Annotated in this window: 20 protein-coding genes and 1 pseudogene; 8 read left to right on the top strand and 13 right to left on the bottom strand. The window is 40.7% G+C overall.

What is annotated here, in order from left to right:
- Positions 1–96: 96 nt before the first annotated feature.
- Positions 97–1,455, top strand: coding sequence for a magnesium transporter (gene mgtE / locus B5D59_RS05625; protein ID WP_009765935.1), 1,359 nt, complete (start codon positions 97–99; stop codon positions 1,453–1,455).
- 342 nt (positions 1,456–1,797) lie between these two features.
- Here mgtE and B5D59_RS05620 read toward each other — a convergent pair whose 3' ends face one another.
- Entirely contained in the window at positions 1,798–3,216 is a 1,419-nt protein-coding gene (locus tag B5D59_RS05620; RefSeq protein ID WP_078817202.1) for an amidase, read from the bottom strand.
- Positions 3,209–3,400 (bottom strand): hypothetical protein, encoded by a 192-nt coding sequence (locus B5D59_RS05615; protein ID WP_009765937.1) that lies wholly within the window; start codon positions 3,398–3,400, stop codon positions 3,209–3,211. The genes B5D59_RS05620 and B5D59_RS05615 overlap by 8 nt, the downstream gene beginning before the upstream one ends.
- A 438-nt stretch (positions 3,401–3,838) precedes the next feature.
- On the opposite strand from B5D59_RS05615, the gene B5D59_RS05610 reads away from it, so the two are divergent.
- Positions 3,839–5,521 (top strand): M14 family metallopeptidase, encoded by a 1,683-nt coding sequence (locus B5D59_RS05610; RefSeq protein WP_078817201.1) that lies wholly within the window; start codon positions 3,839–3,841, stop codon positions 5,519–5,521.
- A 294-nt stretch (positions 5,522–5,815) separates the two neighbouring features.
- Positions 5,816–6,181: a DUF2188 domain-containing protein gene (locus tag B5D59_RS05605; RefSeq protein ID WP_078817200.1), complete on the top strand. Its 366-nt coding sequence runs from the start codon at positions 5,816–5,818 to the stop codon at positions 6,179–6,181.
- A gap of 32 nt (positions 6,182–6,213) precedes the next feature.
- Here the strand turns inward: B5D59_RS05605 and B5D59_RS05600 are convergent, their stop codons facing one another.
- From B5D59_RS05600 to B5D59_RS05570, 7 genes are all read right to left on the bottom strand, one after another.
- On the bottom strand, positions 6,214–6,780 hold the full coding sequence (locus tag B5D59_RS05600; protein WP_245799465.1) for a DUF488 domain-containing protein: 567 nt from the start codon (positions 6,778–6,780) through the stop codon (positions 6,214–6,216).
- Between the two features lie 101 nt (positions 6,781–6,881).
- The gene (locus B5D59_RS05595) at positions 6,882–8,153 is read right to left on the bottom strand and encodes a TRAP transporter large permease (RefSeq protein ID WP_078817198.1); all 1,272 of its coding nucleotides are present in this window, start codon (positions 8,151–8,153) and stop codon (positions 6,882–6,884) included.
- On the bottom strand, positions 8,134–8,631 hold the full coding sequence (locus B5D59_RS05590) for a TRAP transporter small permease (protein ID WP_009765942.1): 498 nt from the start codon (positions 8,629–8,631) through the stop codon (positions 8,134–8,136). The genes B5D59_RS05595 and B5D59_RS05590 overlap by 20 nt, the downstream gene beginning before the upstream one ends.
- 212 nt (positions 8,632–8,843) lie before the next feature.
- The gene (locus B5D59_RS05585; protein WP_009765943.1) at positions 8,844–9,884 is read right to left on the bottom strand and encodes a DctP family TRAP transporter solute-binding subunit; all 1,041 of its coding nucleotides are present in this window, start codon (positions 9,882–9,884) and stop codon (positions 8,844–8,846) included.
- Complete coding sequence (locus tag B5D59_RS05580) at positions 9,881–10,930, bottom strand: DctP family TRAP transporter solute-binding subunit (protein WP_078817197.1); 1,050 nt, start codon at positions 10,928–10,930, stop codon at positions 9,881–9,883. The genes B5D59_RS05585 and B5D59_RS05580 overlap by 4 nt, the downstream gene beginning before the upstream one ends.
- A gap of 137 nt (positions 10,931–11,067) precedes the next feature.
- Positions 11,068–11,736 (bottom strand): response regulator, encoded by a 669-nt coding sequence (locus B5D59_RS05575; protein WP_078817196.1) that lies wholly within the window; start codon positions 11,734–11,736, stop codon positions 11,068–11,070.
- A complete protein-coding gene (locus tag B5D59_RS05570; RefSeq protein WP_078817195.1) occupies positions 11,729–13,306 on the bottom strand; it encodes an ATP-binding protein in 1,578 nt (525 codons plus the stop codon). The genes B5D59_RS05575 and B5D59_RS05570 overlap by 8 nt, the downstream gene beginning before the upstream one ends.
- Before the next feature lie 337 nt (positions 13,307–13,643).
- Between B5D59_RS05570 and B5D59_RS18680 the strand changes: the two are divergent.
- The 5 genes and pseudogenes from B5D59_RS18680 to B5D59_RS05550 form a co-directional block, all read left to right on the top strand.
- Positions 13,644–13,994, top strand: a pseudogene (locus B5D59_RS18680) (stalk domain-containing protein); the annotation flags it as partial.
- 18 nt (positions 13,995–14,012) lie between these two features.
- Entirely contained in the window at positions 14,013–14,909 is an 897-nt protein-coding gene (locus B5D59_RS05565; protein WP_425441335.1) for a DUF6612 family protein, read from the top strand.
- Between the two features lie 210 nt (positions 14,910–15,119).
- Positions 15,120–16,760 (top strand): ATP-binding protein, encoded by a 1,641-nt coding sequence (locus tag B5D59_RS05560; protein WP_176132510.1) that lies wholly within the window; start codon positions 15,120–15,122, stop codon positions 16,758–16,760.
- Between the two features lie 15 nt (positions 16,761–16,775).
- Complete coding sequence (locus B5D59_RS05555; RefSeq protein ID WP_009765949.1) at positions 16,776–17,477, top strand: response regulator; 702 nt, start codon at positions 16,776–16,778, stop codon at positions 17,475–17,477.
- A 188-nt stretch (positions 17,478–17,665) separates the two neighbouring features.
- Positions 17,666–18,988, top strand: coding sequence for a CitMHS family transporter (locus tag B5D59_RS05550; RefSeq protein WP_245799464.1), 1,323 nt, complete (start codon positions 17,666–17,668; stop codon positions 18,986–18,988).
- Between the two features lie 51 nt (positions 18,989–19,039).
- Here B5D59_RS05550 and B5D59_RS05545 read toward each other — a convergent pair whose 3' ends face one another.
- The 4 genes from B5D59_RS05545 to B5D59_RS05530 all read right to left on the bottom strand — a co-directional run bounded on the left by B5D59_RS05545 (position 19,040) and on the right by B5D59_RS05530 (position 25,322).
- Positions 19,040–20,467, bottom strand: a complete 1,428-nt coding sequence (locus tag B5D59_RS05545; protein ID WP_078817191.1) for a carbon starvation CstA family protein — start codon at positions 20,465–20,467, stop codon at positions 19,040–19,042.
- A gap of 214 nt (positions 20,468–20,681) precedes the next feature.
- Complete coding sequence (locus B5D59_RS05540) at positions 20,682–21,878, bottom strand: NAD(P)/FAD-dependent oxidoreductase (RefSeq protein ID WP_078817190.1); 1,197 nt, start codon at positions 21,876–21,878, stop codon at positions 20,682–20,684.
- A 348-nt stretch (positions 21,879–22,226) separates the two neighbouring features.
- A complete protein-coding gene (locus B5D59_RS05535; RefSeq protein ID WP_009765953.1) occupies positions 22,227–24,872 on the bottom strand; it encodes an MMPL family transporter in 2,646 nt (881 codons plus the stop codon).
- Positions 24,873–24,875: 3 nt separating this feature from the next.
- On the bottom strand, positions 24,876–25,322 hold the full coding sequence (locus tag B5D59_RS05530) for a MarR family winged helix-turn-helix transcriptional regulator (protein ID WP_009765954.1): 447 nt from the start codon (positions 25,320–25,322) through the stop codon (positions 24,876–24,878).
- Positions 25,323–25,401 lie beyond the last annotated feature (79 nt).

The following is a 25,401-nucleotide window of genomic DNA, read 5'->3' as shown; positions in this document are numbered from 1 at the left end:
TATGCACTTAGCCAGGTTTACTATTGTTTGTTTTTTCTTCATTTGGGGGATAGCAAGAGAGACAACAATTATCTTTAAACGATTGGGGTGCTGACCATGCCATTGACAAACAATAGAGATGATATTTCAAGAGCTATTATAAAACTGACGAAGGACGGTAATTTAGAGTCCTTGAAAAAGGCGATTGATGAATTAGAGCCTTCTGAAGTTGCTGCACAATACCGACGGCTGCCAAGAAAGCGACATCCAATCTTTTTGGAAGTATTGGACACTGATAAATTGATCAAAATGCTCGGGTCCCTAACTAGAAATGAACAACTGCGGGTGCTTGAATTAGTAGGCCCGATTCGTTCAACAGAATTACTTGATCAAATGAAAAGTGAAGACTTATCCTATCTGCTTTCAGATCTTCCCGATAAACAAGTTGAAAAATTAATTGCTGAAATGCGACAGGAAGAAAAAAAGTATATTCGCCAACAGAGAAAGTATCCAAAAGATTCTGCAGGTCGAATTATGAGGACTCGTTATGTATGGGTTCATCAATCTTATAGCGTCACAAAAGCTGTGGAAAAATTAAAGCATTATGAAGCTTTCGCCCATTATCTAAATTATGTATATATCATTAACGATGATAAACAATTAGTTGGCGTATTATCCTATAAGGACTTGTTGCTTGCTGAAGCTGATGAATGCGTAAAAGATATTATGCAAACTTCGATCGCCAAAGTGTTTGATACGACCAAGCAAGGTGAAGTTGCCAAAATGATTGGGCGTTTTGATTTTGTGTCCCTTCCCGTAGTCAATGAAAATAATATATTGATCGGAATCATCAGGGCAGACGAAGTTCTTGACATTGTCGTCAGAGAGGCAGATAAAGACATAGAAATGCTTTTTGCTTCCGGTAAATCGATTGACTTCCATACAAAACCCCTAGTTGCTGCCTATCGTAGACTTCCTTGGCTTATATTATTACTTTTTATCGGGCTCGTTTCAGGCAGTATCATTTCTCGTTTCGAAGAGACCCTCGAAGCAGTCGTTGCACTTGCCTTTTTCATGCCAATGATTGCAGGAATGACAGGTAATACTGGTACACAGTCACTCGCTGTCGTCGTGCGCGGTTTAGTGTCTGAAGACATGACCATGAAAAAATCTCTGCATTTAGTATTTCGCGAATTAATTGTTGGCGTTATATTGGGTGTCGTGTGCGGGGCAGTTATTTCTGTCATTGCATATATTTGGCAAGGAAGCTTTACTCTTGGATTGGTAGTAGGTTCCTCACTCATTGCGACATTGATCATCGGGACAATTGCCGGTACTGTTATTCCCTTGATCCTCAATAAGTTCAAAGTCGACCCTGCTGTAGCATCCGGTCCTCTGATCACAACGATCAATGATATTCTTTCCTTGCTGATCTATTTTGGTATTGCGACAATGTTTATTTCTAAATTAATGTAACAAAACCTTCCGACTTTTCATGCATAAAGTCGGAAGGTTTTTCATATGTTATCTTAATGAAAGACAGTTGTAAGGTTGGTGTAATTTATGTCATTATGATGCCAAACACTACAGGGGTATGACATTTCTCACAGTTCGATGATTTGCGTTTATTCTGTTCTTCACAGGCTATACTTATAGTAATACCAATTGCACAAACGGATTTGGGTTGAAGTTTGGTGCAGCTGGGTTTGTGATAGGGAAGAAACTATACGTCGAATAGTTAAGTACCGCTTAGTCGAAGAGCGAGTACCTAACCAAAACTCCGCGATCATGGGTTGATCGCGGAGTTTTTAATTGATTTTACGCTCGGGTTAACAACTCAGGCTTTCTGTCTTTCATTGGGTTTGTCTGTTCAATTGCATATCCTACATCAAGTATACGAGCTTCAGCAAATGCAGGCCCGATAATCTGGACGCCAACCGGCAGATTCCCTTTTAGCCCTCCAGGTACCGATAATGCCGGTAAGCCTGTTAAGTTACTTGGTCCTGTGAAACGGATAATATTATCAATCAAATCGACTTGCTGACCATTCAGATCAACGGTATCATCCCCAATTGTACTGGCGACTACAGGCAACGTTGGTGCGATCATTACATCCACTTTCTGGAACGCTTGTTGGAATTCCTGTTTCAACTGTCGTCTGACTTGCTGTGCTTGTAAATAATCTACAGCCGACGGCAGTTCACCCAGTTCAAACAACATGCGGATATCATCGCCAAAATCTTGTGGTCTCTTCAACATATCTTCATGGTGAATTGCAGATGCTTCAGAAAGCGAAGTAACCAGCTCTGCCCACTCCGCATATTGAAGTGAAGGAATATTAACGATTTCTACTTTAGCTCCTTGATCTACAAGGGCTTGTATGTTTTTCCGTACGATTTGATCTACTTCATTATCGACTTGTTTAAAGAAGTACTCTTCATTCACTCCGATTACCAAGTCTTTCACATTGCCTTGGATCTTTTGCAAATACTGATTGACCGGTGTATTCACAGAAGTGGGATCTTTCTGGTCGTATCCTGAAATGATATCCATCATTCCCGCCGCATCCTTGATTGTTTTCGTCATAGGTCCAATATGGTCCAGTGTCCAAGCTAATGGATAACAGCCATATTTGCTAACTCGTCCATGCGTCGGTTTTAATCCGACAATTCCGCAAATGGATGACGGAATCCGAATGGAGCCTGCCGTGTCTGTTCCAAGTGAAGCAACACTCGAACCTACCGCCACAGCTGCTCCGGAACCGCCACTCGAACCGCCTGGTATTTTATCGGTATCCCATGGGTTTCTGACCGCTCCGTAATGAGGATTATTATTAGTGATCCCCCATGCGTATTCGTGCATACTCAGTTTGCCGGTAAAAATTACACCTGCGTCCCGCAACTTGCTAACAACAGTTGCATCATCGTCCGGAACAAAATCTTTATGGATTTTAGATGACATTGTAGTCACTTTATTTTTGAAATATAAATTATCTTTTAAGGCCATCGGGATACCGTGATACATTCCCCGATACTTTCCTTCTTTAATTTCTTTTTCTGCCTCACGGGCTGACTGCTCTGCTTCATCACGATAGATGGTCATATACGCATTAATGGATTCCTGAGTGTCCTCAGCATGGTCTAAAACCGCCTTCGTTAAATCAACAGGAGATAAGGAGCCATTTTGTATAAGCGGAGCCAATTCTTCAACAGATTTCTGAATCAATTCTTTAGCCAATATGATCACCTCCGGGAATATTGCGAAGCCCGATATCGGCGTCTTCGATTTTAACACCCTTTAATGTCCCTCTTAACTCTTGCATACCCTTCCAGCGACTTTCCAAGATCTCCAAATGTTCCGGCTTAGCCTGAATCCCTTTGTTCTCCAATAGTTGCTTAACGGATAGAGACAATGTGTTCACTCCTTTTAATTTGTTTTTGCTACATTGTTTAGTGCAAAGTGAAAGCTTATTGTGAACCAATACTAAGCTCTCTCTTTAACTCTATCATCAAGTTATAAATTATTCAAAATAATTCAAATATAGTGATCTTCTTCTGGGTCTTTAGTTTAATTATATTTTACTGCGCTATCTCTTTTACAATGGCTTTTATGACATTGAACTAAAAGTAAAAACATTCTACCAAATATCACTAAAGTTACATACAATTAACCTAAAAGCATGATTATTTATATTAATTGTACCAACAGTACTGGAACATATTAATATTTTAGATAAAACGAATCAATTTTAGTTGGTGTAAACTTAGTTGCTTGAGTTATTTAGCAATCTATTATAACTTCGACTTGTAAGCGCTTACTACTATTATTTATATAAAAACATTATTCTAGGGGGAATTCTATGTTAAAAAGAAAACTAGTTATACCTGCTATTTTAGCAACAATTGTCGCTGCGCCCACTTATTCTTCAGCTGCAACTGCAGAACACTCCTTACCTCCAGCTGCCGGCCAAACAAACTCTTCACATATGTCTTATTCTCCCGGCACTCATTATGAACAATCTCTCAAAGTATTAGAGTTATACAAAGAACCAGAAATGGAGCTTGTAACGCCAGGCTTGAAAAAGGATAAATGGATGACTACGAATCCCGACATGATGCGTTACCTGCAAGATATCGTGGATAATAACCCTTCAGCCAGTATGGAGATTGCCGGGCACTCTCTTGAAGGTGTTGAATTGCCTATGCTCATTTTCACTACTACAAGCGGAAAAGATTCAGCAGAATTTAAATCAAAGCCTACAGTTTGGCTACAAGGACATGTCCATGGTAACGAGCCTGCCGGTGGAGAATCCATGCTGGTCATGGCTAATGAGTTGGCAAATGGAAACCTAGGAAAAGAAGTTTTGGATAAGATCAACGTCGTCATTTATCCACGTATCAATCCAGATGGCGCAGAATACTTCCAGCGTCAAACGGCACTTCCTTTAGATGCGAACCGAGATCACGTAAAATTAGAGCTTCCTGAAACCCAAGCAGTTCATAAAGGCATGAATCAATTCCAACCTGAAGTAGTAGTCGATGCACATGAATACGGATTGAGCGATTCAACCTTCAAGCAATTTGGCGAGCAAGGCTCCATCAAGTATCATGATATCTTATTGCTATCCGGAAAGAACTTAAATATTCCAGAGCAAATCCGAAAGCAATCAGATGATTTATTCGGAAAAAATGTTTTTCAGGCACTCGAGCGTACTGGCTATTCGAGTAGAGAATATTTTACTAACAGCTCCAAAGATGGTCATGTGACATTGGATGAAGGCGGCGCAGAAGCAAGAATCGGTAGAAACGCAAATGGATTGCAGCCAAGCTTCTCCTTCTTAGTAGAAAGCCGCGGGATCGGTATTGGTAAAGAGAACTTTGTCCGCCGAGTCGCATCACAAGTCGAAACACACTCAAGTATTTTGAGAACAACTGCAGAAAATGCAGAGTCTGTTAAGAAAATGGTGCAAGATGCTCGCGATGAAATAGTTGAAAAAGGAAAAACAGTGTCGGAAAAAGACACACTTATTTTGAGAAGTGATCGTACAGAAGTGAAAAACCAAACTCTCGAAGTCGTTGATGTTGCAACAGGAACGGTAAAAGAAATACCGGTTGGCTATAACAGCGCAACGAATGGTATCGCTACATTAGAACGCGTTCGCCCTACCGCTTATATTTTACCGCCAGCATATCACCATATTGCGGACAAGCTGAAAATTCAAGGAGCTACTGTTAAGAAAACAAAGAATGCTCAAGAGTTAGAAGTGGAGAGTTATATAGTCACAGATAAAAAGGTAGACACAAGCTATTACGAAGGACATATGCGAGCAAATATCGAAGCCCAACTTTCCAAGAAAAGAGTATTCTTCCCTGCTGGCAGCTACGTCATCAGTATGGCACAACCTACCGCCAATCTGGTCGCTCTTTCGCTAGAACCTGAATCTGTCGATAGCTATGTGACATTCAACTTTATCCCTGTAAATGTAAAAGATGAAGTACCTGTTTACCGATATATGAAAGAGTTGGATTTAGTCCTGGAATAAAAATAAATGCCAAAAAGCCTGTCTTGAAAGTCAGTAATTTCTTTCAGGACAGGCTTTTATTTCTGTATCAAACTTCGGACAGTAAAGAAACACTTCAATGCTTCGTCGGGATGAACCAATACACCATCTTACCGAACCATCCTCTTTTCCGACAGCACTTTCCCCCTGACAGAGCAGCCGGCAAATGACAAACAAAAGATCTTCAGTAAATACTAGAGCCGTCTAAAACTTCATGACTTCTTACGTTTATTTTCATTACTAAGCGGGAATTTATGAAGCAGGAGGTGACGGTTCATGCCATGGAGTAAAAATGATTATCCTGCTTCAATGAAGAACTTAGATCCAGATGTCCGAGAAAAAGCGATTGAAATTGCCAACGCCTTATTAAGAGAGAACTACGAAGAAGGCCGCGCCATCTCAATAGCTACCGCCCAAGCTCATGAATATGTAGAAGGAAAAAGTGAAGGACGTCCACACTACGAAGTGAAACCTAGGCAAGACGAATGGATTCTAAAAAAGACCGACAGCGACCATGTCATCTTTAAAGATTCTACGAAAACAGATCTACTAGAGAAAGCCAAGAAATATGTGAATGAACATGATGGAGTTTTATCCATTTTCCTTGCTGATGGATCACATGAAAAGACCCTCTACGAGTAACTAGCTCGCCCTTTCAACATTGTAAGGGCAAGCTAGTTTTTTTCTTTTGGCCCTGGAGGATAAATAACCGTGCCATTACTTTCTAGCACTATATGATGTGGTCCCCATTTTCCGATAACATGATCTTCAATAAGCGTTTTCTCTTTTGGACCGTCTATAATATGTTTTACTTCCCATCCGTGCAGCGCCAGCCAATTACTGATTAACAGACGATGGCATCGTGCGGGATGGCGTTCAGAGCAACATATCGCAATCCTCTGCTTTAAAGCCTTTTCCATCAATTGATCAACGCCTTCTTTAAAATCTGCAGTTAATGTGTAATCCGCATAATTATGAAAGGACTGATTGTCCCACGCATCATTTATTTCTGGATCAATCGTCTTCGATTTCCTCCGTCGCCCACCAAGTTTTCCACAGTGTTCATATGCAATGTCGTTTGCAGGGAGCCATTCTTTCATTAGATCCTCATGAAAATGAGGAAACTTTCGACTGCCTGGAAATGCCCTTATATCAATCAACCTTTCGATATTCGCATCATCAAGCAATTTTAAGAATTCTTCTTTTGTATGCGTAGAATGACCAATTGTATAAATCTCCACCTTCTCCCCTCCCCTTACCATCACTCTTCCCTACTTGCCTGTATGAATAAACTTTTAGATAAATAAAAAGCCTTCCAGCAAAAATACTGGAAGACCTTCTGTTAATCCATCTTTTCTGTTAACCATAATGACAATTGAGGGAAGAAAACTACGATCGCCAACACTAGAATCATCAAGAAGATAAAAGGAATAACTCCTCTTACAACATCTCCAAGTTTTTCTTTCGATATTCCGCTCACTACGAATAAGTTCAAACCAACTGGCGGGGTAATCATACCCAACTCCATGTTGATTGTCATAATGATCGCGAAGTGTAATAAATTAATATCAAAATGAACGAGCATAGGCAATAGAATTGGTAGTGTAATCAGAATGATGGAAACTGCTTCTAAGAACATTCCCAAAACAAACAGTAATAAATTCACAAGCAGGATAAATACCCACTTATTCACATTACTTTCCGAAATCCACGCCCCGATTTCATGAGGAATTTGTGCATTGGTTAAATACAATCCGAACAAACTTGCAGCGCCGATAATCAAGAAGATCATCGCAGTAATGTTGATGGACTCAATAATGATCGGACGAATATCCCGAAAATGAAGTTCGCGATAAATAAACGCTGATACAATGATTCCATAAAACACCGCAATAACAGCAGATTCTGTCGGTGTAACTACTCCGCTGTAAATACTACCCAAAATCAAGAATGGGAGAAATGCTCCCCAAATTGCTTTTAATGAACTCTTTCTTCTCTCATCCCAAGTAGCTTTCCGCTCACTTTTATAGCCATTTTTCTTTGCATAAAAAATAGCTGAAGCAATAAGGACTCCTCCTAATAGGACTCCCGGAATGACACCGGCCATAAATAACTTTCCTATCGAGACTTCTGCTGTAATACCATAAATAATCAATGGAATACTTGGAGGAATCAAAATCCCCAACGTACCACCAGCTGCTACCAGACCCATAGAATACTTCTTATCATACCCTGCATTCACCATTGCAGGAATCATGATCGAACCGATTGCCGCTGCTGTAGCCGGACTAGAACCCGAGATTGCCGCGAAAATCATACAAGCTAAAATCGTAACAACCGAAAGACCACCCGGTAAATGGCCAACCCATGATTTCAAAGCCTCGATTAGATACTTCGAAATTCCGCCACGGGCCAACAGAACGCCCGCTAGGACGAATCCTGGAATCGCCATCATTGGAAAGGAATCAAGAGCCGTAAATATCCGTTGCGGTACCATCGTCATATTAAAGTCGATCTGCCACAACACAACCATAGTCGATAAAGCAAGACTGATGGCAATCGGAACTCGCAACAGAAGTAAAATAAAGAAAATACTAAGTAAGAGGATTGTCATATTTTACATCCTTTCCGCGTACCAATTGAACCAGTCTTTCAATAAAACGCAATGTAAATAATACACCGGAAATAGGCAAGATTAAGTAGACAATCCACATTGGAATGCCGACATCCAGTGATACCATGCCAGAATGATAACGTGCTTCTACGAGTACATAACCGTAATACGTATAGGCCAGGCAGAAAAAGATGCTGACAAGCGTAGCAAATAAATCAACAAACTTTTTCATTTTACCTGGCATTTTATCATAGAGGAGATCTACTTGGATGTGCTGATTATGTCGTAATGCAATAGAGAAACCTAAGAAAACGCCCCAAATAATAACATATCTCACTACTTCCTCAACCCATGCTTTAGGAGAGTTGAAGCCATAGCGCATGACGACGCCATAGAATATGAGTGTAATTCCACCAAAGAAAAATACTCCTGCTGAGATTTCCTCAACTGCTCTCCAAATCTTTTGTAATGTTTTCAATAGTTCGCACCCCTTCTGCTGAATTCAGATACATTGCAAGTGCGTGACTTGTCGTCTTTCCAACCTACTGCTAATCATTCGAAAGACGACAAGTCATGCCCTATGCCAACCTATAAACAAAGAAATGCCGATCCGGTAATCAGATCGGCATCCATATCCCTGTATAAACAGGTACTATGATCTCCGCTTTCCCACTTAGATGACAATTCTTCTTATTTCAAGCTACGGATTCCTTCAAGCAGTTCAGGTGTAATATCATCAGAGAACTCATCGTATACCGGCTGTAAAGCGTCAACGAACTTTTGGCGCTCTTCCGGAGTCAACTCAGTAACTTCAACTTTTCCAGAGTTCTTGATGTTTTCAAAACTTGCTTCATTCTCATCAGCAGCCAACTGCCACTCAAGTTCTGTTGCTTCTTTCAAAGCTTCCTCGACTTGCGTACGAATATCTTCTGGCATACCTTCCCAGAATGATTTGTTAACAAAAATCGCATAGTCTAGACGGCCATGTTCACTTGTCGTCAAATACTTTTGTACTTCTTGGTACTTTTGAGTATCAAAGTTATTGAATGTATTTTCTTGTCCATCTACAGTGCCTTGTTGCAGGGCTGCATAGGTTTCACCAAATGAAATCGTTGCACTTCCCGCGTTCAAAGCATTGAACTGAGATTCAAGGACTTTACCTGCTTGCGCACGGAATTTCAGACCTTTGAAGTCTTCTGGAGTTTTCAAAGGATGTTTATTATCTGAAAAGTGTTTGAACCCATTCTCCCAGAATTCCAATCCCATAATGTCGTTATTTGCTAATTGATCACTATTCAAGATTGTTTGTGCTACATCACTCTCAAAGAATTTGCGCGCATGATCTTGATCTTCAAACAAGAAAGGCATATCTACATACTGCCAGCGTGGATCCAACTTCACCATTTTTGTAACGGATGGTGCAATCATATGAACATTGCCTGATACCAATGCATCTAATTCATCTGCATCTCCATATAATTGAGATGACGGGTATACTTCTACTTTCGCTTTTCCATCTGTTTTTTCTGCAACTAGTTCCGCAAAACGGTCAGCAGCTTTCCCCTTTACACTATCAATTGCCGTTACATGTGAAAACTTGATAATGACTGGCTTATCAGAAGAAGATGATTTTTCGCCGTCGCCTGAAGAAGATGACTCTTTGTCAGATGAACAAGCAGCCGCCACGATAGCAAACATACTAATCACTGCAACTAAAAGAATTTTTTTCATTCTTTATTTCCCCCTTTTATTTTTGGAAGTGAATTTATATATTTAGCCCCAAACCGCCCCCGATAAAAATCGTAAACCGGGCTGAAAGCTTCTTCCCATTGTTGTCTCTCATCTTCCGATAAATTGTGAATTTGAATACAATCGCATTTCTCCAATTCAGAGAGGTCTTTTTCATTTAGTTGGTGTGCAATTTCTCGTTGCCATTCGCTCACCTCAGACAACGTATCTTGGATTAAGAGCTGAACATTTTCAGGTAACCCATCCCAAAACTCTTTATTCATCAACAGCACATACCCTAAATACCCATGATTACTAACCGTCATGTAGCCTTGCTTTAAATGTAAGCTTTTGCTCACAATATTGGACAAAGTATTCTCCTGAGCATCAATTAATCCATTATCCAATGACTGGAACACATTATTGAAATCCAATTTCATAGCGGAGGCACCGAAGAGCTCAAATTGCTGCTCTAATATGTCACTTGGCATAATCCGCATGTTAAGCCCCTTTATATCTGCAGGCATGTTGATAGGATACTCACGATTCGTCAATTGCTTAAAACCGTTATCCCACATTCCCAACATCACGAGACCTTGCTTTTCGAATTTCCCTATTAACTGCCGACCGACCTTCCCTTGCATATATGCATGTACTTCTTCATAGCTATCAAAGGCAAATGGCAAGTCAACAACAGACCATTCCGGTACGGTTGACGTAACCTTAGATGTAGCAGGTGCAATCATTTGTATATCATTATTGGAAAGCGCTTCCATTTCCTCGCCATCTTTATATAAGATACTATTCGGGAATATTTGTACTTCGATATATCCATTGCTCCGCTCTTTCATTAATTTGGCAAATTTTCTGGCTGCCAATCCTTTTGGAGTATCTTCTCCTACAACATGTGAAAAACGGATAACCAATCGTTCTTCTGCACTTAATTGTTCATAATCAACTGGATAGGAAGTTTTTTGACAACCTGCCAACAAAAACAGTAATCCGACAAAACTTACGAAAAAACAAAAGTGCTTCTTCAGAGCATACATAGAACTTCTTCATGCTCCCTCCTGAATCATCAGTAGTCTGATATTTTATATTTTAAATAATGTTCAAGAAAACACAATATTATGAAGTTAATGGACGTTTTGGTCTTTATGGTATTTTCCCTAAACACATGAAACTTCTATTTTATTGAATAATAGCGAGTTGGACGACCTATATTCCCGTACTGCAATTCAATATGAACCTCCCCATTAACTGACAAAAAATCTAAATATTTACGGACAGTTACCCTTGCCATTCCAACTTTTTGAGCTAACTGTTCGGCAGTCAACGGATGTTCTTCATTCTTGAGACCGACAAAAATCTGCTCCAAGGTAAATTCATTTAACCCTTTTGGAAGTGCACTTATTTTTTCAGCACTTCCAATCCAAAGATCGATATCTTCCTGTTTTAATTTATCAATCGTATTGAATTTCCAATAGTTTTTACTGAATTTTTGAAGCGCTTCTTGAAAGCGTTCAAAACGAAAGGGCTTTACTAAGTAATCCACTGCCCCGAACCGCAATGCTTCACGAATGGTAACCGCATCCCGGGCAGCCGTTATCATAATCACGTCACTCGATATATTCTCCAACCGAAGTTCCCTTAGTAACTCAAGCCCTGACATGTCTGGTAAGTACATATCAAGTAAAATAAGATCAGGCTGAAGTTTATGTATGTCTTCAATTGCCGGTTTACCTTCCGCGGCTTCACCTACCAACTTGAAGCCATCCAACCTTTGCAAAAAGCCTTTATTCACTTCTAACACCATAGGATCATCTTCTATTATGTAGACCGTTAACTTATCCATATTTTCTTTCACCTGCTTTCAATGTAATGATTGTCCCTGATTCTGGCGGAGAATACGCCGTAATACTGCCTTTATTGGAGTCCAAAATCTGCTTTATTAAAGCCAATCCAATTCCTCTTCCCTCTTTCCTCTTCATGCTGAATCCGTAATCAAATATTTTATTTGCCTCTTCAGGTAACCCGCATCCACTATCCTGTATTTCGATAAATAAATAATCTCTATTACCTTCAATCAACAGCACAATCTCTTTCTCTTGCTCCAGTAAGCAAGCTTCCATAGCATTATCTATTAAATTCCCTAAAATTGTAACTAGATCGCCACTTGAAAACCCCGTCATCACTTCAGATAAATAAGACTCATCGTCAATAGTAAAAAGAACACCCAATTCCCTAGAACGTGATCGCTTCCCTATTAGAATGCCTAAAATTGAATAATCAGAAATTCGTTCTTTCAGAAACTGCATCACTTCTTGTTCATCGGAAATTTCATCTACAATCATAGTAAGTGCCTCTTTTGAACGATTGAGCTGTATCAGACCTGCAATACTATGTAACTTATTCATATATTCATGGTTTTGCGAACGCAGTGAATCGACTAGAGACTTGATACCTGTTAGTTCTTCCGCAAGTGTATGCGCCTCTTTCTGATTAGTCATCATTAAAAGGGAACCTACACGTTGATCATTTACGTTTATAGGAAAGATACGGACTAACAGCATCGTGCCGTTCAGAAGTAAGGGTCTATGCGTCATTTCTGCTTCATTTTTCAACACTTCCTCTGTTACCCATGTATCAGGAAACGCGTCTGCTACTGGGATGATTTCGTTCTCCAAACCTGTATACTGCTGGGCTAACCGGTTCATAAAGACAATTCGTTCCTTCTCATCCGTAGCCAAAATTCCGATATCCATCGACTGCATCATGCTGGAACGCTCCTCGACCAGACGTGCAATTTCATAAGGCTCCATATTAAAGGTTTGTTTCTTTAGATGGTTAGCAATAAACAACGAACCGATCAGGCCGATGAGCAGACCACTCATCAATGAAAATAAAATATCGGTCTTGTAATCATTTAATAAGCTTTGAAATGTCGGTGATAGAATGCCAACTGAAACAACACCAATTTGTTTGACGCCTTCATCATTCATAATCGGTACGAAGGCTCGAATTGCAAACCCCATAACACCTTGAGCTTTTGATATATATTCGTGTTCCGAAAGTGAAGCCTGCTCATCCCCGCCCTCAAATACTGTACCTATTTTACTTTCTGAGGGATGTGAATAGCGGATCCTTTCCATATCAAATACAACAATATAATCTACATCTGTTGCCAATCGAACTCTCTCAGCAATTGGCTGAATGGAGGAAGCACCGTTCGTTTCACCAACATGCGTCTTAATATCTGGCAGCTGAGCTACCGTTCGGGCAATCGCAATAGCTCTTGCTCCGAGTTCTTTTTCAAAAGCGCCAGAAATATTATGGATCATAATTGCTCCACTCGTCATGACAGAGAAAAACACAAGAATAAATGAAAAGATAAACATTTTCATACGAAGCGATATTCGATTCATTCAGAAATCTTCCTCTCACCTAATCGCGGGATACGCTTTATTTTAACAGAATATTAATTATATAGTAGAAAGGTATTAAGGAGAACAGTTATACTTAATTTTTTCCAATAACTAAGTCATTTCGCACTAAATATATTAAACTATTATTCTTTTGAAACCTTTTATAAAGTTGTCCGTACAATCTAGTATACCTGTACACAAAACAGGTGAGTTTTTCCAAAATAAGAAATGGGGGTTTTATGTAGTGAAGAAGTTAGGTTCTTGGTTATTTGCTTTCGTATTACTGTTGGCTTTTGCAGTTCCAAACAGTAATGTACAAGCAGCAAGTAACGACTCAATGAAGCTGGTAGTCGATGGTGTGGAAGTTGCGGGCTATGAGCAACCGTTTTTATCTCATGGTGAAGTGCTGATCCCAGTTGAAAATCTTTTTAAAGAGGCTGGTTACTCTGTCTCAAAAGACAAAGGCGTGGTAACGGCAACAAATTCTCAATTGACAGTAGACTTTAATGCTAGTGCTGGAAAGATTTTGGTCGATGGAAAGAAAGCAGATACTGTATTTCCCCTTACACTAAATAATGGAGGAAATTATATTTCAGATTCGTTCCTATCTACATTGGAAGGCTTTGAAGTATCCGTTTCAGATGACAAAAAATCTGTACAAGTAACAACAAATCGTGTGAAAGATGTTGAAGGTTTTCTTGAAAAGATGCTCGACGTTGATTTGAATAGTTATTCTGCAACGATGAAAATCGATCAGAAAATGAAAACATCCAATCCTGAGGAAGAAGAAATCGACATGATCATGGACATGAAAATGGATGTGATCCAAGATCCTCTTGCACTTTATACTTCTACGAAGATGCAAATGAATATGGATGGCGAGAACCTCGATCAATCATCAGAAGCGTATTTGACGAAAGATGGTTTCTTCCAATACGATAGCATGGTAGATAAGTGGATTAAAATGGATGACGAATTAACAGATGCATTATTCGATTCATCCGTTCAACAAATGGACCCACTTGCACAGCTCGAACTAACTAAAAAGTTCATCGACGGCATTCATATTTACGAATATGAAGACCAGTATGTTATGACACAAACGATAACGAATGAGCAATTCCGTGAAATTCTGGATGAAGTAATGGCGCTTCTGCCTGGTTTACTTCCTGACGAAACTACTGAGAGTGTAATTCAAAAAGTAGAAGGTGTGTCAGTTGACGCTAAAGCTACGGATTCTGAAGATGCAGTAATCGAAGAAGAAACAACTGAAGAGGAAGTAACAGACGAAGAAATTGCTGACGATTTGGAAAGTATCTTGGATGCTTTAGATATCAATATTGACGAATTCCTTGTTGTTTCCACTATCGATAAGAAGACATTGTTCCCACTTGAAATGTCAGGCGTTACGAAAATGACGATGGGCATTGAAGACGAAACAATCTCAATCACTCAACTTATTTCAGGTGCATACAGCAACCATAATAACGTCGAAGAAATTAAAATTCCTGCCGATGTAATCAAAAATGCAATTACAATGGAGGAATACTTGAACGAATTAGGCTTGGATGAAGAAGAAGCTGAGCCTGAGCTTGAAGCATAATAACTAGTCAACGAGAGCTCCTTTGTTCTGTATTGAGAGCCTCTCACCGATAAATCTAGTAAAAGCCCATTCCATTGCGAATGGGCTTTTTTAATAACATTGGCTCTGACACTCCATTAATGGCTGGCTGTATTTCGTATTTTTCCATCCTTAACATACTCACCACATGGTATGCTAAATGCATCATCCTTTTCTAAGGGAGGTCTGGACATGATTCGCATCCGAAAAGAAGATTTAACCAGCCATCAAATCCAGTCTAAACCTTTCGTCAATTTACATATGAAAATGATTGTTCTGATCGGTGCACTCGTCGTCACAATTATTTTGCTGATTGGTGGATTTATGAGTTTCTTTGTAACGGATACAACGGAAGCTCAAATTGGGGAAAGAGCTCTTAGCGTTGCCACCAGTGTATCGCTGATCCCTGAAATTCGTGCCGCATTTCATTCAGACGACCCTTCTGCTATAATTCAGCCTATCGTGCAACAGATACAGGAGCAAACGGATGCAAAATTTATCGTTGTCGGTAATCGCCAAGAAATTCGTTATGCGCATCCAAACCCCGACCGCCTCGGTAAAAAAATGGTCGGTGAGGACAATGAACGAGCTCTTATGTTCGGTGAATCATATATTTCAAAATCTGCCGGCTCATTAGGAAATTCATTACGAGCAAAGGTGCCTATATATTCTAATGAAGAAATTGTCGGTGTCGTGTCGGTAGGATTTTTGGTGGATTCCATCGAGTCTGTGATTTGGGATTACAGTAAAGAAATCTGGTTCGTCCTTCTAGGAATTACAGCAGCAGCGATTTTAGGTTCTATTGTAATTGCAAGTTATATCAAGAGAGCATTGTTTGGATTAGAACCCGAAGAAATCTCCTATTTATTATTTCAAAAAGAAACCATTCTCCACTCCATTCATGAAGGCATCGTAGCTACTAATGCAGAAGGACAAATAACGATGATCAACTCTGCCGCATTGAAACTGTTAACTGGAGATGACCAGCAAACAATCTCATGGATTGGTCAGTCGATTCATGCAATATTTCCAAATTCTGATTTGCCATATGTGTTAAAGAATGGTCAAACTGTATTTGACCAAGAAAAACTTTTTGGCGCGCACAGTGTCTATGTCAATAGTGTCCCAATATTCTATGAAGATGAATTATTAGGAGCCGTTTCAACGTTCCGTAATAAAACAGAGATTGAGGAATTAACGAAGAAATTAACCCATATTCAACAATATGTTGATGCCTTGCGCTCCCAGACACACGAATTTTCGAATAAACTTTACACAATTGCGGGACTTACGCGACTCGATAAAAAAGAGGAAGTGCTCGACTTCGTTCAAAATGAAACGAAGATTCAGCAACAATGGATTGATACATTACTTGATGAAATACAAGACCCTTATGTAAGCGGACTGCTTGTTGGCAAATTAAACCAAGCAAGTGAATTGCAAATTGATATTTCTATTCAACCAGACAGCCGCTTGCATACCGCTTTGTCCGAGCGTAGCCGACAAGCACTGTTGACTGCTGTCGGAAATTTGCTGGATAATGCGTTTGACGCGGTTTATGATGAACGGGCAATTTCCCGGGAAATATCTGTTTTTTTCACGGATATTGGACAGGATATCCTATTTGAAATTGACGACGCCGGACCTGGTATTGAAGACACTGTGCTCGAGAGCATTTTTACTCGAGGCGTTTCTACAAAAAAAGGTGTGGGCAGAGGTCATGGTCTGGCGCTGACAAAACAAGCCATTGATGCAGCAAATGGTCAACTTTCTACAGAACCTAGTGAGTTAGGAGGCGTTTGCTTCATCGTTTCAATTCCAAAAAGCAACTGAAAGTAGGTGTTTCGAATGATTAGGACATGGCAGGTAGTGATTGTGGAAGATGATTTTCGAGTAGCTGAAATTAATCGACGGTTTGTTGAACAAGTTTCGGGATTTAATGTATCAGCAGAACTGAGGACAGCAGCAGAAACCCTGCACTATTTACAGCAGGTCGAACAATTGCCTGATCTGATTCTATTGGATGTTTACATACCGGATAGTCCCGGACTCGAACTATTTTGGCGTCTACGTAAAGACTTTCCATCCATCGCTATCATATTGGTAACTGCCGCTAAGGAGACAGTTACAGTAGAAGCTGCTTTACAAGGTGGCGTATTCGACTTTTTGATTAAACCGGTTGATTTTGATCGATTCAATGAGACATTTACACGCTACCGAAAACAGAAAGTCTTATTAGCCTCCAAAAAAGAAGTCAATCAAGAAGAGGTGGATCGTCTCCAATTTGGATCAGAATTACGTGCGGACAAGTCGATCACTGCCGACGGATTACCAAAAGGAATTGATCGTTTAACGCTGGAACGAATAGAAGTAATCTTAGAACACAGCCCGGCAGAAGGCATTAATGCCATCGATACCAGCGAAGCAGCAGGTGTCAGCCGGTCTACCGCAAGACGTTACCTAGAATACTTGGTGTCTGCTGGAAAAGTAAAAGCCCAGCTGCAATATGGCGAAGTTGGAAGACCTGAACGAACCTACATCAAAATTTAATCTTTTGTATTCGTGAGCAAAATGAACAAAATGCATACAATAAACTCTATTTGTTTTATTTCCATAAGCTTTTTAGCTGCTTTTTCCTATGATACATTATGAACAACTTTAAGAAAGAATTTTCGGATACCTCATTTTGTATCCGCTTACACCTTTCTTTCATAACTTGTACTTTGGAGGGAAAAGCTATGTTGAGTATCATAGGGTTATTAACTATTTTCATAATTGTCGCTCTTCTGATCAGCGGCAGAATCACACCGATTGTTGGTCTGGTCATTGTACCAATCTTCGGAGCATTTTTTGCCGGATACAACTTTAAAGAAATTGGAGAGTTCTTCGGGAGTGGTATTGACTCGGTCATCAGTGTCGTCATTATGTTCATCTTCGCAATTCTGTTCTTCGGAGTTATGCAAGATGCGGGAGTCTTTGATCCACTTATCAATACAATGATCAAAGTATCTCGAGGAAATGTGATTGCCGTATCGATGGCGACTGTTGTCATTGCTGCGATCGCCCAGCTAGACGGTTCAGGCGCTTCAACATTTTTGATTACGATTCCAGCTTTATTACCTCTTTATAAACGGTTGAGAATGAGCCCATATTTATTATTATTACTCGTTGGTACGTCTGCGAGTATCGTCAATATGGTGCCTTGGGGAGGTCCCCTTGGGCGTGCTGCCGCCGTCCTTGGCGTTGATGTCACTGAATTATGGCGTCCTTTGATTAAAATCCAAGTGATTGGTTTGGTGTTATTAGTTGCAGTCGCCTTTGTTCTTGGAATGCGCGAAAAACGTCGAATTGTCAGAAAGGTTACAGATGATTCTTCTGACGAAGGTGAGTCCATATTCGATGAGGTTGAGGATGAATCAACCAAAACAGCTAACTCTCTTCACCGTCCTAAACTGCTTTGGATTAATGTAGTCATTGCACTGACTGTTATCGGTTTACTCGTTTGGGGTAAAGTCCCGGCCGGCTTTATCTTTATGATAGGATTCAGTTTGGCATTGCCATTGAATTATCGTACAGTGAATGAACAAATGGACCGAATTAAAGCCCATGCGCCAAATGCTTTGCTTATGGCAGCTATCATTTTAGCCGCTGGTTCATTCTTAGGTATATTGAATGGAGCCAATATGCTGGATTCCATTGCAACGGATTTGGTGAAAATTCTTCCGGCATTTATAGTGCCTTATTTACACATCATCATTGGATTCTTTGGTGTTCCTTTTGATTTATTACTCAGTACGGATGCTTATTACTTTGCATTGTTGCCGATTGTAGAACAGGTTGTGTCTGGCTTCGGTGTACCTTCAATCTCCATTGCCTATGCATTGATTGTCGGAAATATCATCGGTACATTCGTCAGTCCTTTCTCACCTGCCCTTTGGTTGGCACTCGGCTTAGCGGGTCTCGAGATGGGTAAGCACATCCGTTACTCTTTCTTAATCATGTGGGGTTTCAGTATTGTCCTATTCCTTATCACAATGGCACTTGGCGTCATCACATTTTAAGTCGGATGGCACGAAAAGGCTCTCAGCAAAATGTCGCTGAGAGCCTTTCTCTTACCCTATTTTCACGACTGCGCGTTGCTGTTTGGATTGAATGACCTTTAGTGCATAGAATACGCCAATAGCTGCTGAAACTACAATTCCTGTTCCCACAGAAACTCCATAGCTTAAGCTCAAACCTTCCGGTGCATACATCCAATACGTTATGACGACTGCTGTCATGAACAATGCAGGAATCCCCGCAATCAAATGTGCTTTGTTTTCCCTCATTAGATAAGAGGTGGCGGTCCACAGCATTACAGCTGCGACTAGTTGATTCGTACCGCCAACATAGCGCCATAAGAACGAATAATCGATCATCGACAAATAAAACATAGGTGCGCCCAATAAAAGTGTAACCGCTAAAACGACCCACTTTTTATTAGGATCCATCCACTTGGATACCGCTTCAGTGAAAATCATTCGTGCCGAACGAAGTGCTGTATCGCCTGTAGTGATAGGCAAAATAATGACACCTAAAATAGCCAATAGCCCACCGAACGAACCTAATAATGTACTTGAAATTTCATTGACTGCCCCCGCAGGTCCCCCTGCTGCCAACGCTTCTTGTAAACCCGCTGTACTGCCAAAGAACGTCATGCCGGCAGCAGCCCAAACCATCGCAATAACTCCTTCTGCGATCATCGCTCCGTAGAATACTTTACGGCCTTCTGATTCCTTCTTCATTGTTCTTGAAACAATCGGGCTCTGTGTACAATGGAAGCCCGAGATTGCTCCACAAGAAATCGTCACCATCAAAAGCGGCCAAATTGGTAAATCACCTGGATGCAAGTTCTGCAGTGTTAAATTCGGGATTTTTTCTGTTCCAAATAATAAAGCGACCCCAATCCCAACAGCCATAATAATTAAGACAATCCCGAATACCGGATACAAACGTCCAATAATCTTATTAATAGGTAAAATTGCAGCTAAAACAAAGTATCCGAATATCAAAATAAGTGACACCATGAATGATAAAGGTGTAATAGACGAAATGAGCTGTGCGGGCCCTGCCGTGAAAGCTGCCGCAACTAATACCATCAATACAACGGAAATTACATTAATAAAACGGCGTGCAAAATCTCCTAAATATTCTCCTACTATTTTAGGAAATTGTGCGCCTCCATGCTTTAAGGACAGCATGCCTGAAAAGTAATCATGGACAGCACCCGCAAAAATACTGCCGAACACAATCCAAATAAATGCAACAGGACCATATAACGCTCCTGCAATCGCTCCGAAAATCGGACCGAGTCCAGCAATGTTCAATAATTGAATCAACCAGCCCTTCCACCAGCTCATTGGTACATAATCCATACCATCTGCTTGGGTATAGGCCGGTGTTCTTCGCGAATCGTCAATAACGAAAACTCGTTCAACCACTTTTGAATACACTAGATATCCCACAATCAGCAAGACGATTGATGATAAAAATGTAAGCATAAAACCCCTTCTTTCTCGTCTTCTTTTCTATAATTTTATCTGTCTGTTAATTAGTCAGACAATTTGTTATCTTAGTATATAATAGTTAGAAAATTATATCAACATAGATTTTTTAATTAAGTTAAAAAATTTATAAATTGAAATGATAAACGAAAAAATTTTATAAAAATGCTCAAAAAAACATCTGAAGAATGAACTATTCTTCAGATGTTTTTCATCTCTCAACTTCCAATATAGATTGATTAGAATTTCCTTTTCCAGTTATCTCATCTCGTATCAAATAAGCACCAAGCATGCTGTAAACTGTGCCATTTCCACCTAGCCCAATTAAATAATAGACATGCGATTCATTTGGATGACGGCCAATGACTGGCAGTTCATCAGTCGACTCTCCAAATACAGCAACCCACTCATGTTCAGATCGAATTTCTTCATTCGGGAAAAGCTTCTTCAATTCACTTTTCAACTCATCGAACTTTTTTTCAGTTGCATCTGTTGAACTTAGCAGCTTCTCGGCATCTTGATCAAGCCCGCCAGCAATGATTCGCTGATCATCCGTCAAACGCATATATAAGTAAGGACGTTTTGTCTCCCATATCATCATGCGCTCATGCCAAAACGATAGATCCTCTATTGGCTGCGTAGCGACAGCGTATGTGATTTTGAGGTCTTTCTGAGGAACGTCTAATTCTGGAGCCGGTGTGTAACCTGTTGTCACTACGACAGTCCGAGTATAAAAATCTCCCTCTGATGTATTTATTACTGCATATTCATCTTGATCATCGATCTCCAGAACTTCTGTATATTCAAAAACATCCATCCCTTTTTCATAGGCGTATTGAATTGCCCCGATACATAAGCGAAGGGGGTTTACTTCTGCGTCCCCTTTCGTGACGATTGCAGCAGGCTGCGAAAATGGGAAACGCGCCTCAATGTCTTCCCGCTCCCAATATTCCACCGGAAAGCCATATTTCTGTAATGCCTCATATTCTTTTTTTAATCTTGAAACATCCTCTTCTGTACTTGCATAATACAGGCTGTTTCGTGTATGGAAATTGACATTAAATGACGTATGGTCAGCAACTTCCTGAAGCTGCTGCAACGCTTTTTTGCAAGAAAGATAAAACTCTACTGCTTGCTCTTCCCCGATTTCTTCTATCAATTCATGAAGCATAATATCATTTGAGAATTGCAATAAACCAGTGTTGGCTGAAGTACTGCCCCCTCCCACTTCATTCTGTTCAATCATAACGAGCGAATAGCCTTCTTGCGCTAAAACAAAGGCACAAAGCGCGCCCGACATTCCGCCGCCTATAATTGCAATATCATATAATTCCTTCCTAGCACCATTTTTAAAGCTTTTTATGTCAACTGTAGTTTCCCAAAACAAAGAACCTGTATGTAATTTCATCTATGAATCTCTCCTGCCTATAGTTTCTTCCTATCTACCCTTAAACCGAAAGTCGAAACTATCTTTCTGCGCTCCCTCTTTCTCCCGTGAGTGGGCAAGAAATGAAGAGGAACGAACCAAGATACCGTCACATCGAACCAAAGTACTGTCGAACCGAACCAAAAGTCTTCTGAACCGCACAATAATAATGGCAAACCGGGCCAATCCCGGTTTACACCGCACCAAACGGATCACAAACCGCACATTTCCTCTGTCATACCACCTTTTAAGACAAAATAGTAAAAACCGTCCGAAAAGTCATGTGAAAACGACTTCTCGAACGGCCTGATTTCTTCTTTACAATTTTATTCAACCTCTAAACGGCCACCATACTCCGCGACCGAATGAAACCGTAATTGCCGGAATCAACAATGGCAGAATGATCAAGCCATACAACAGCAATCCCGAAATCACAATCGTCGCGATCTGCACTAGACTTAATACTCCAGAAGGCATCATCGCTCCAAACGTACCGGCTAAGATAACAGCCGCCGTAATGATGACTGTTCCCATCTTCGCCATCGAATGCATAAGAGCTTCCTTCGTTTTCATCCCACCGATGCTCTCTTCGCGGAAACGATCCAGCAAGAAGATGGAATAGTCCACCCCCAGCGCAATCAACATGATGAAACCGAAGAACGGTACTGCCCAACTGATACCATCATACCCAAGACCATTTACGAAAATGAGCTCCGTAATGGAAACAGCTGTATAATATGTTAACAGCAATGAACCAATCATATAAAGTGGCATAATTGCTGAACGGAACAAAATGAACAGCACGATGAACAAACCGACTAGCATAATCGTTACCGTGCGTGTGAAGTCGGCAGATGAAATATCATCCAAATCTGAGTTCATACTGGAAATCCCGCTAAACGCAAGCTCCGCATCTTCGAAAGGAGTCCCGATTACAGAGCGTTTGACTGTATCCTTGATATCATGCACTGTCGAAATCGCTTCACGAGAATATGGATTTTCTGTCAAAATGACTTCCATTAAAATTCCCTTTTCCTTATCGAATGTATAGCGATCGATAACCGGCTTGAACTCTTCGTTTTCAAGCGTGCCGGATGGAATGAATAACCCTGTATCCCGAACACTTTTCGTGTCGCCCATATCATTCAGCATTTCAGCAAGCTCATTCAAACCTTTGCTGACTTCAGCCAAACCATCTTTAGCGGCCTTCACACCGCCGGACAATTCTTTCAAACCACCGCTGAGTGCACCAATTTGTGAACCGCCCTGATCAACTTGGGAGGCTGCGCCAGCAATTCCCGAACTGATTTTCTCAAGTTCTGTACTAAGGGCATTTAATCCGCCTGTTGCTTGTGCGGCAGGCATTCCCTGCTGCAATCCGCCGGCAATTTGCATAAGCTGCCCATTAATTTGCTCTACACCGTTTGCTGCTTGGCGTAGTCCATCTCCGCCTGCGGAACCGGCTGGCAACTGCCCACCAATTTGATTTAATCCGCCTTGTACACTGCCAAGTCCTTTACCGATTTCATCCAATCCATCGGTTGCTTCATTTAATCCATCTGCCATTAAGGCAATTTGATGATCTACATACAAGTCTTCCAACAACTCGCCTGTCGGACGCGTAACCGTACGAACGCTTTTGACGCCTTCTACTTTTTCTAAGTCACGAGCGATCGCTTCCAGATATGTCACATCGCCTTCCTTGACGATCGGAGAATCTTTTCTCAGCAATACTTGCACCGGCAATGAATCCCCTTCTCCAAGCGCCTCGGAAATTAGATTCAATCCTTTAACCGATTCTTTGCTGCTGTCGATTTCATCTACTGTATTGAAAGACAACTCATTATCATAAGTCAATAAAAGAGGAATGGTAATGACAGCGACAACCAGCATAGATACGAGCGGACGCATAACGGATACTTTACTGAACGCAATCCACAGTTTACTATCTTTATGAGACGCTGCACCTTTAGATGGCCAGAATAATTTATCCTTCAATATCGACATCAATAACGGTACGATCGTATAGAGAATGACCAGCAGCACTGCGATTCCGACGGCTACAGCCACTGCTGATTTAAAGATCGGGAAATCTGCAAAACCGATTGCCGCAAAACCAATAAACACTGCGAGCGCACTGATGAACAATGTGCGGCCAGCCGTCTTATACGTGTTAACAATCGCTTCTTCCACTTCATGCCCCGCAAGTAACTCTTCCTTGTAGCGACTCAGCAACAGAATACAATAATCCGTACCTAAACCGAACAAAATAGCCACTAAGAAGATTTGAGTGTAATTGGATACCGGAAAACCGAACCAATCGATGAAAAATGCCACAAAAGATTGGCTCAATAAATACGTAATACCGACAGCCACCAATGGAACAAACGGCGTGACGATTGAACGGAAAACGATGAGCAATAAAGCGAAAATCAATACTACTGTAATCAGTTCCGTCTTTTTCAGTCCTTCTTGCGCACTTTCATTGACGTCATCATTAATAATGGCTTCACCAGTCATATAGATGGTCTGGTCTTTCGGCAATACTTCCGTTTTAATTTGATCTGCCAACGTGATAATTTCATCCTGTGTCCCGTCGACTGTAATCGGTACTAAGACTGTTTTCTTATCTTCAGAAACGAGCTGGTCTTCCATCTCTTCACTTTCAAATGGGTCCAGCACTTCTGTTACCGTTTTGCTGAGATCCTTGATTTCTTTCGCTGTCGCAGAAATTTCTTTCTTTTTCACTTCATCTGCTGCTTTCTCTAGCGGATATACGAGTGACAACGTTTCTTCTGCTTCACCTGCAGCCTCCAACATTTTTGCTGCTTTTTGCGAATCAGCGCTGTCGAGTAACTGGAACGATCCGGCATCTTCCGCCTGCTTCGCCAAGTCAGGAGCTGCTATGAATAATACAGCAGTCAATATAATTAAACCGATTGCTATCGGCCATTTAAGTTTTAAAACGGTTTTCACACATTACATCCCCTTCATTACTAAAATATCTTTGAGCTTACGGAAGGTACCGATGAATTGTTCAAGCTCTTGCTCGTCAATCCGATCTTTGAATAGACTTTCGATACTTTCATAGACTGCTTCATTTGAGGCAGACAGTACTTCATTGCCTTTTGGTGTTAATGAAATACGGTTCGTGCGCTGGTCGTTCGGATCTTTCTCCGATTTGACCAGTTCTTTCTCCACCAATTTCTTCAATCGAGTAGAAATGGCACTTTTATGCACGCCTTGGATTTCTGCCAGCTGTCCACTCGAAAGATTTCCGTAGGTGGAAAGAATCTTCAATACTTGGATTTGCTCCGGCGAGTATTCTTTCCATATAGGAATGTTAAGATTTTTGACAACGTGTTCCGTACCATAGATTATTACTTCTTCAAACAGCTCTACAGCTTCTTGTAATTGCTCTTTCAAAATAGTCCACCCCCTAAACTAATAATATTAGTTTAGGGGGTGGACTAAGTAAAGTCAACTATTAAGCAATTTAGTCTAA

Origin of the sequence: Sporosarcina newyorkensis (genome assembly GCF_900167515.1) — a bacterium.
Classification (GTDB): Bacteria; Bacillota; Bacilli; order Bacillales_A; family Planococcaceae; genus Sporosarcina; species Sporosarcina newyorkensis.
The sequence above is the reverse complement of the archived record's forward strand: the minus strand, read 5'-3'. Positions and strand labels throughout refer to the sequence as shown.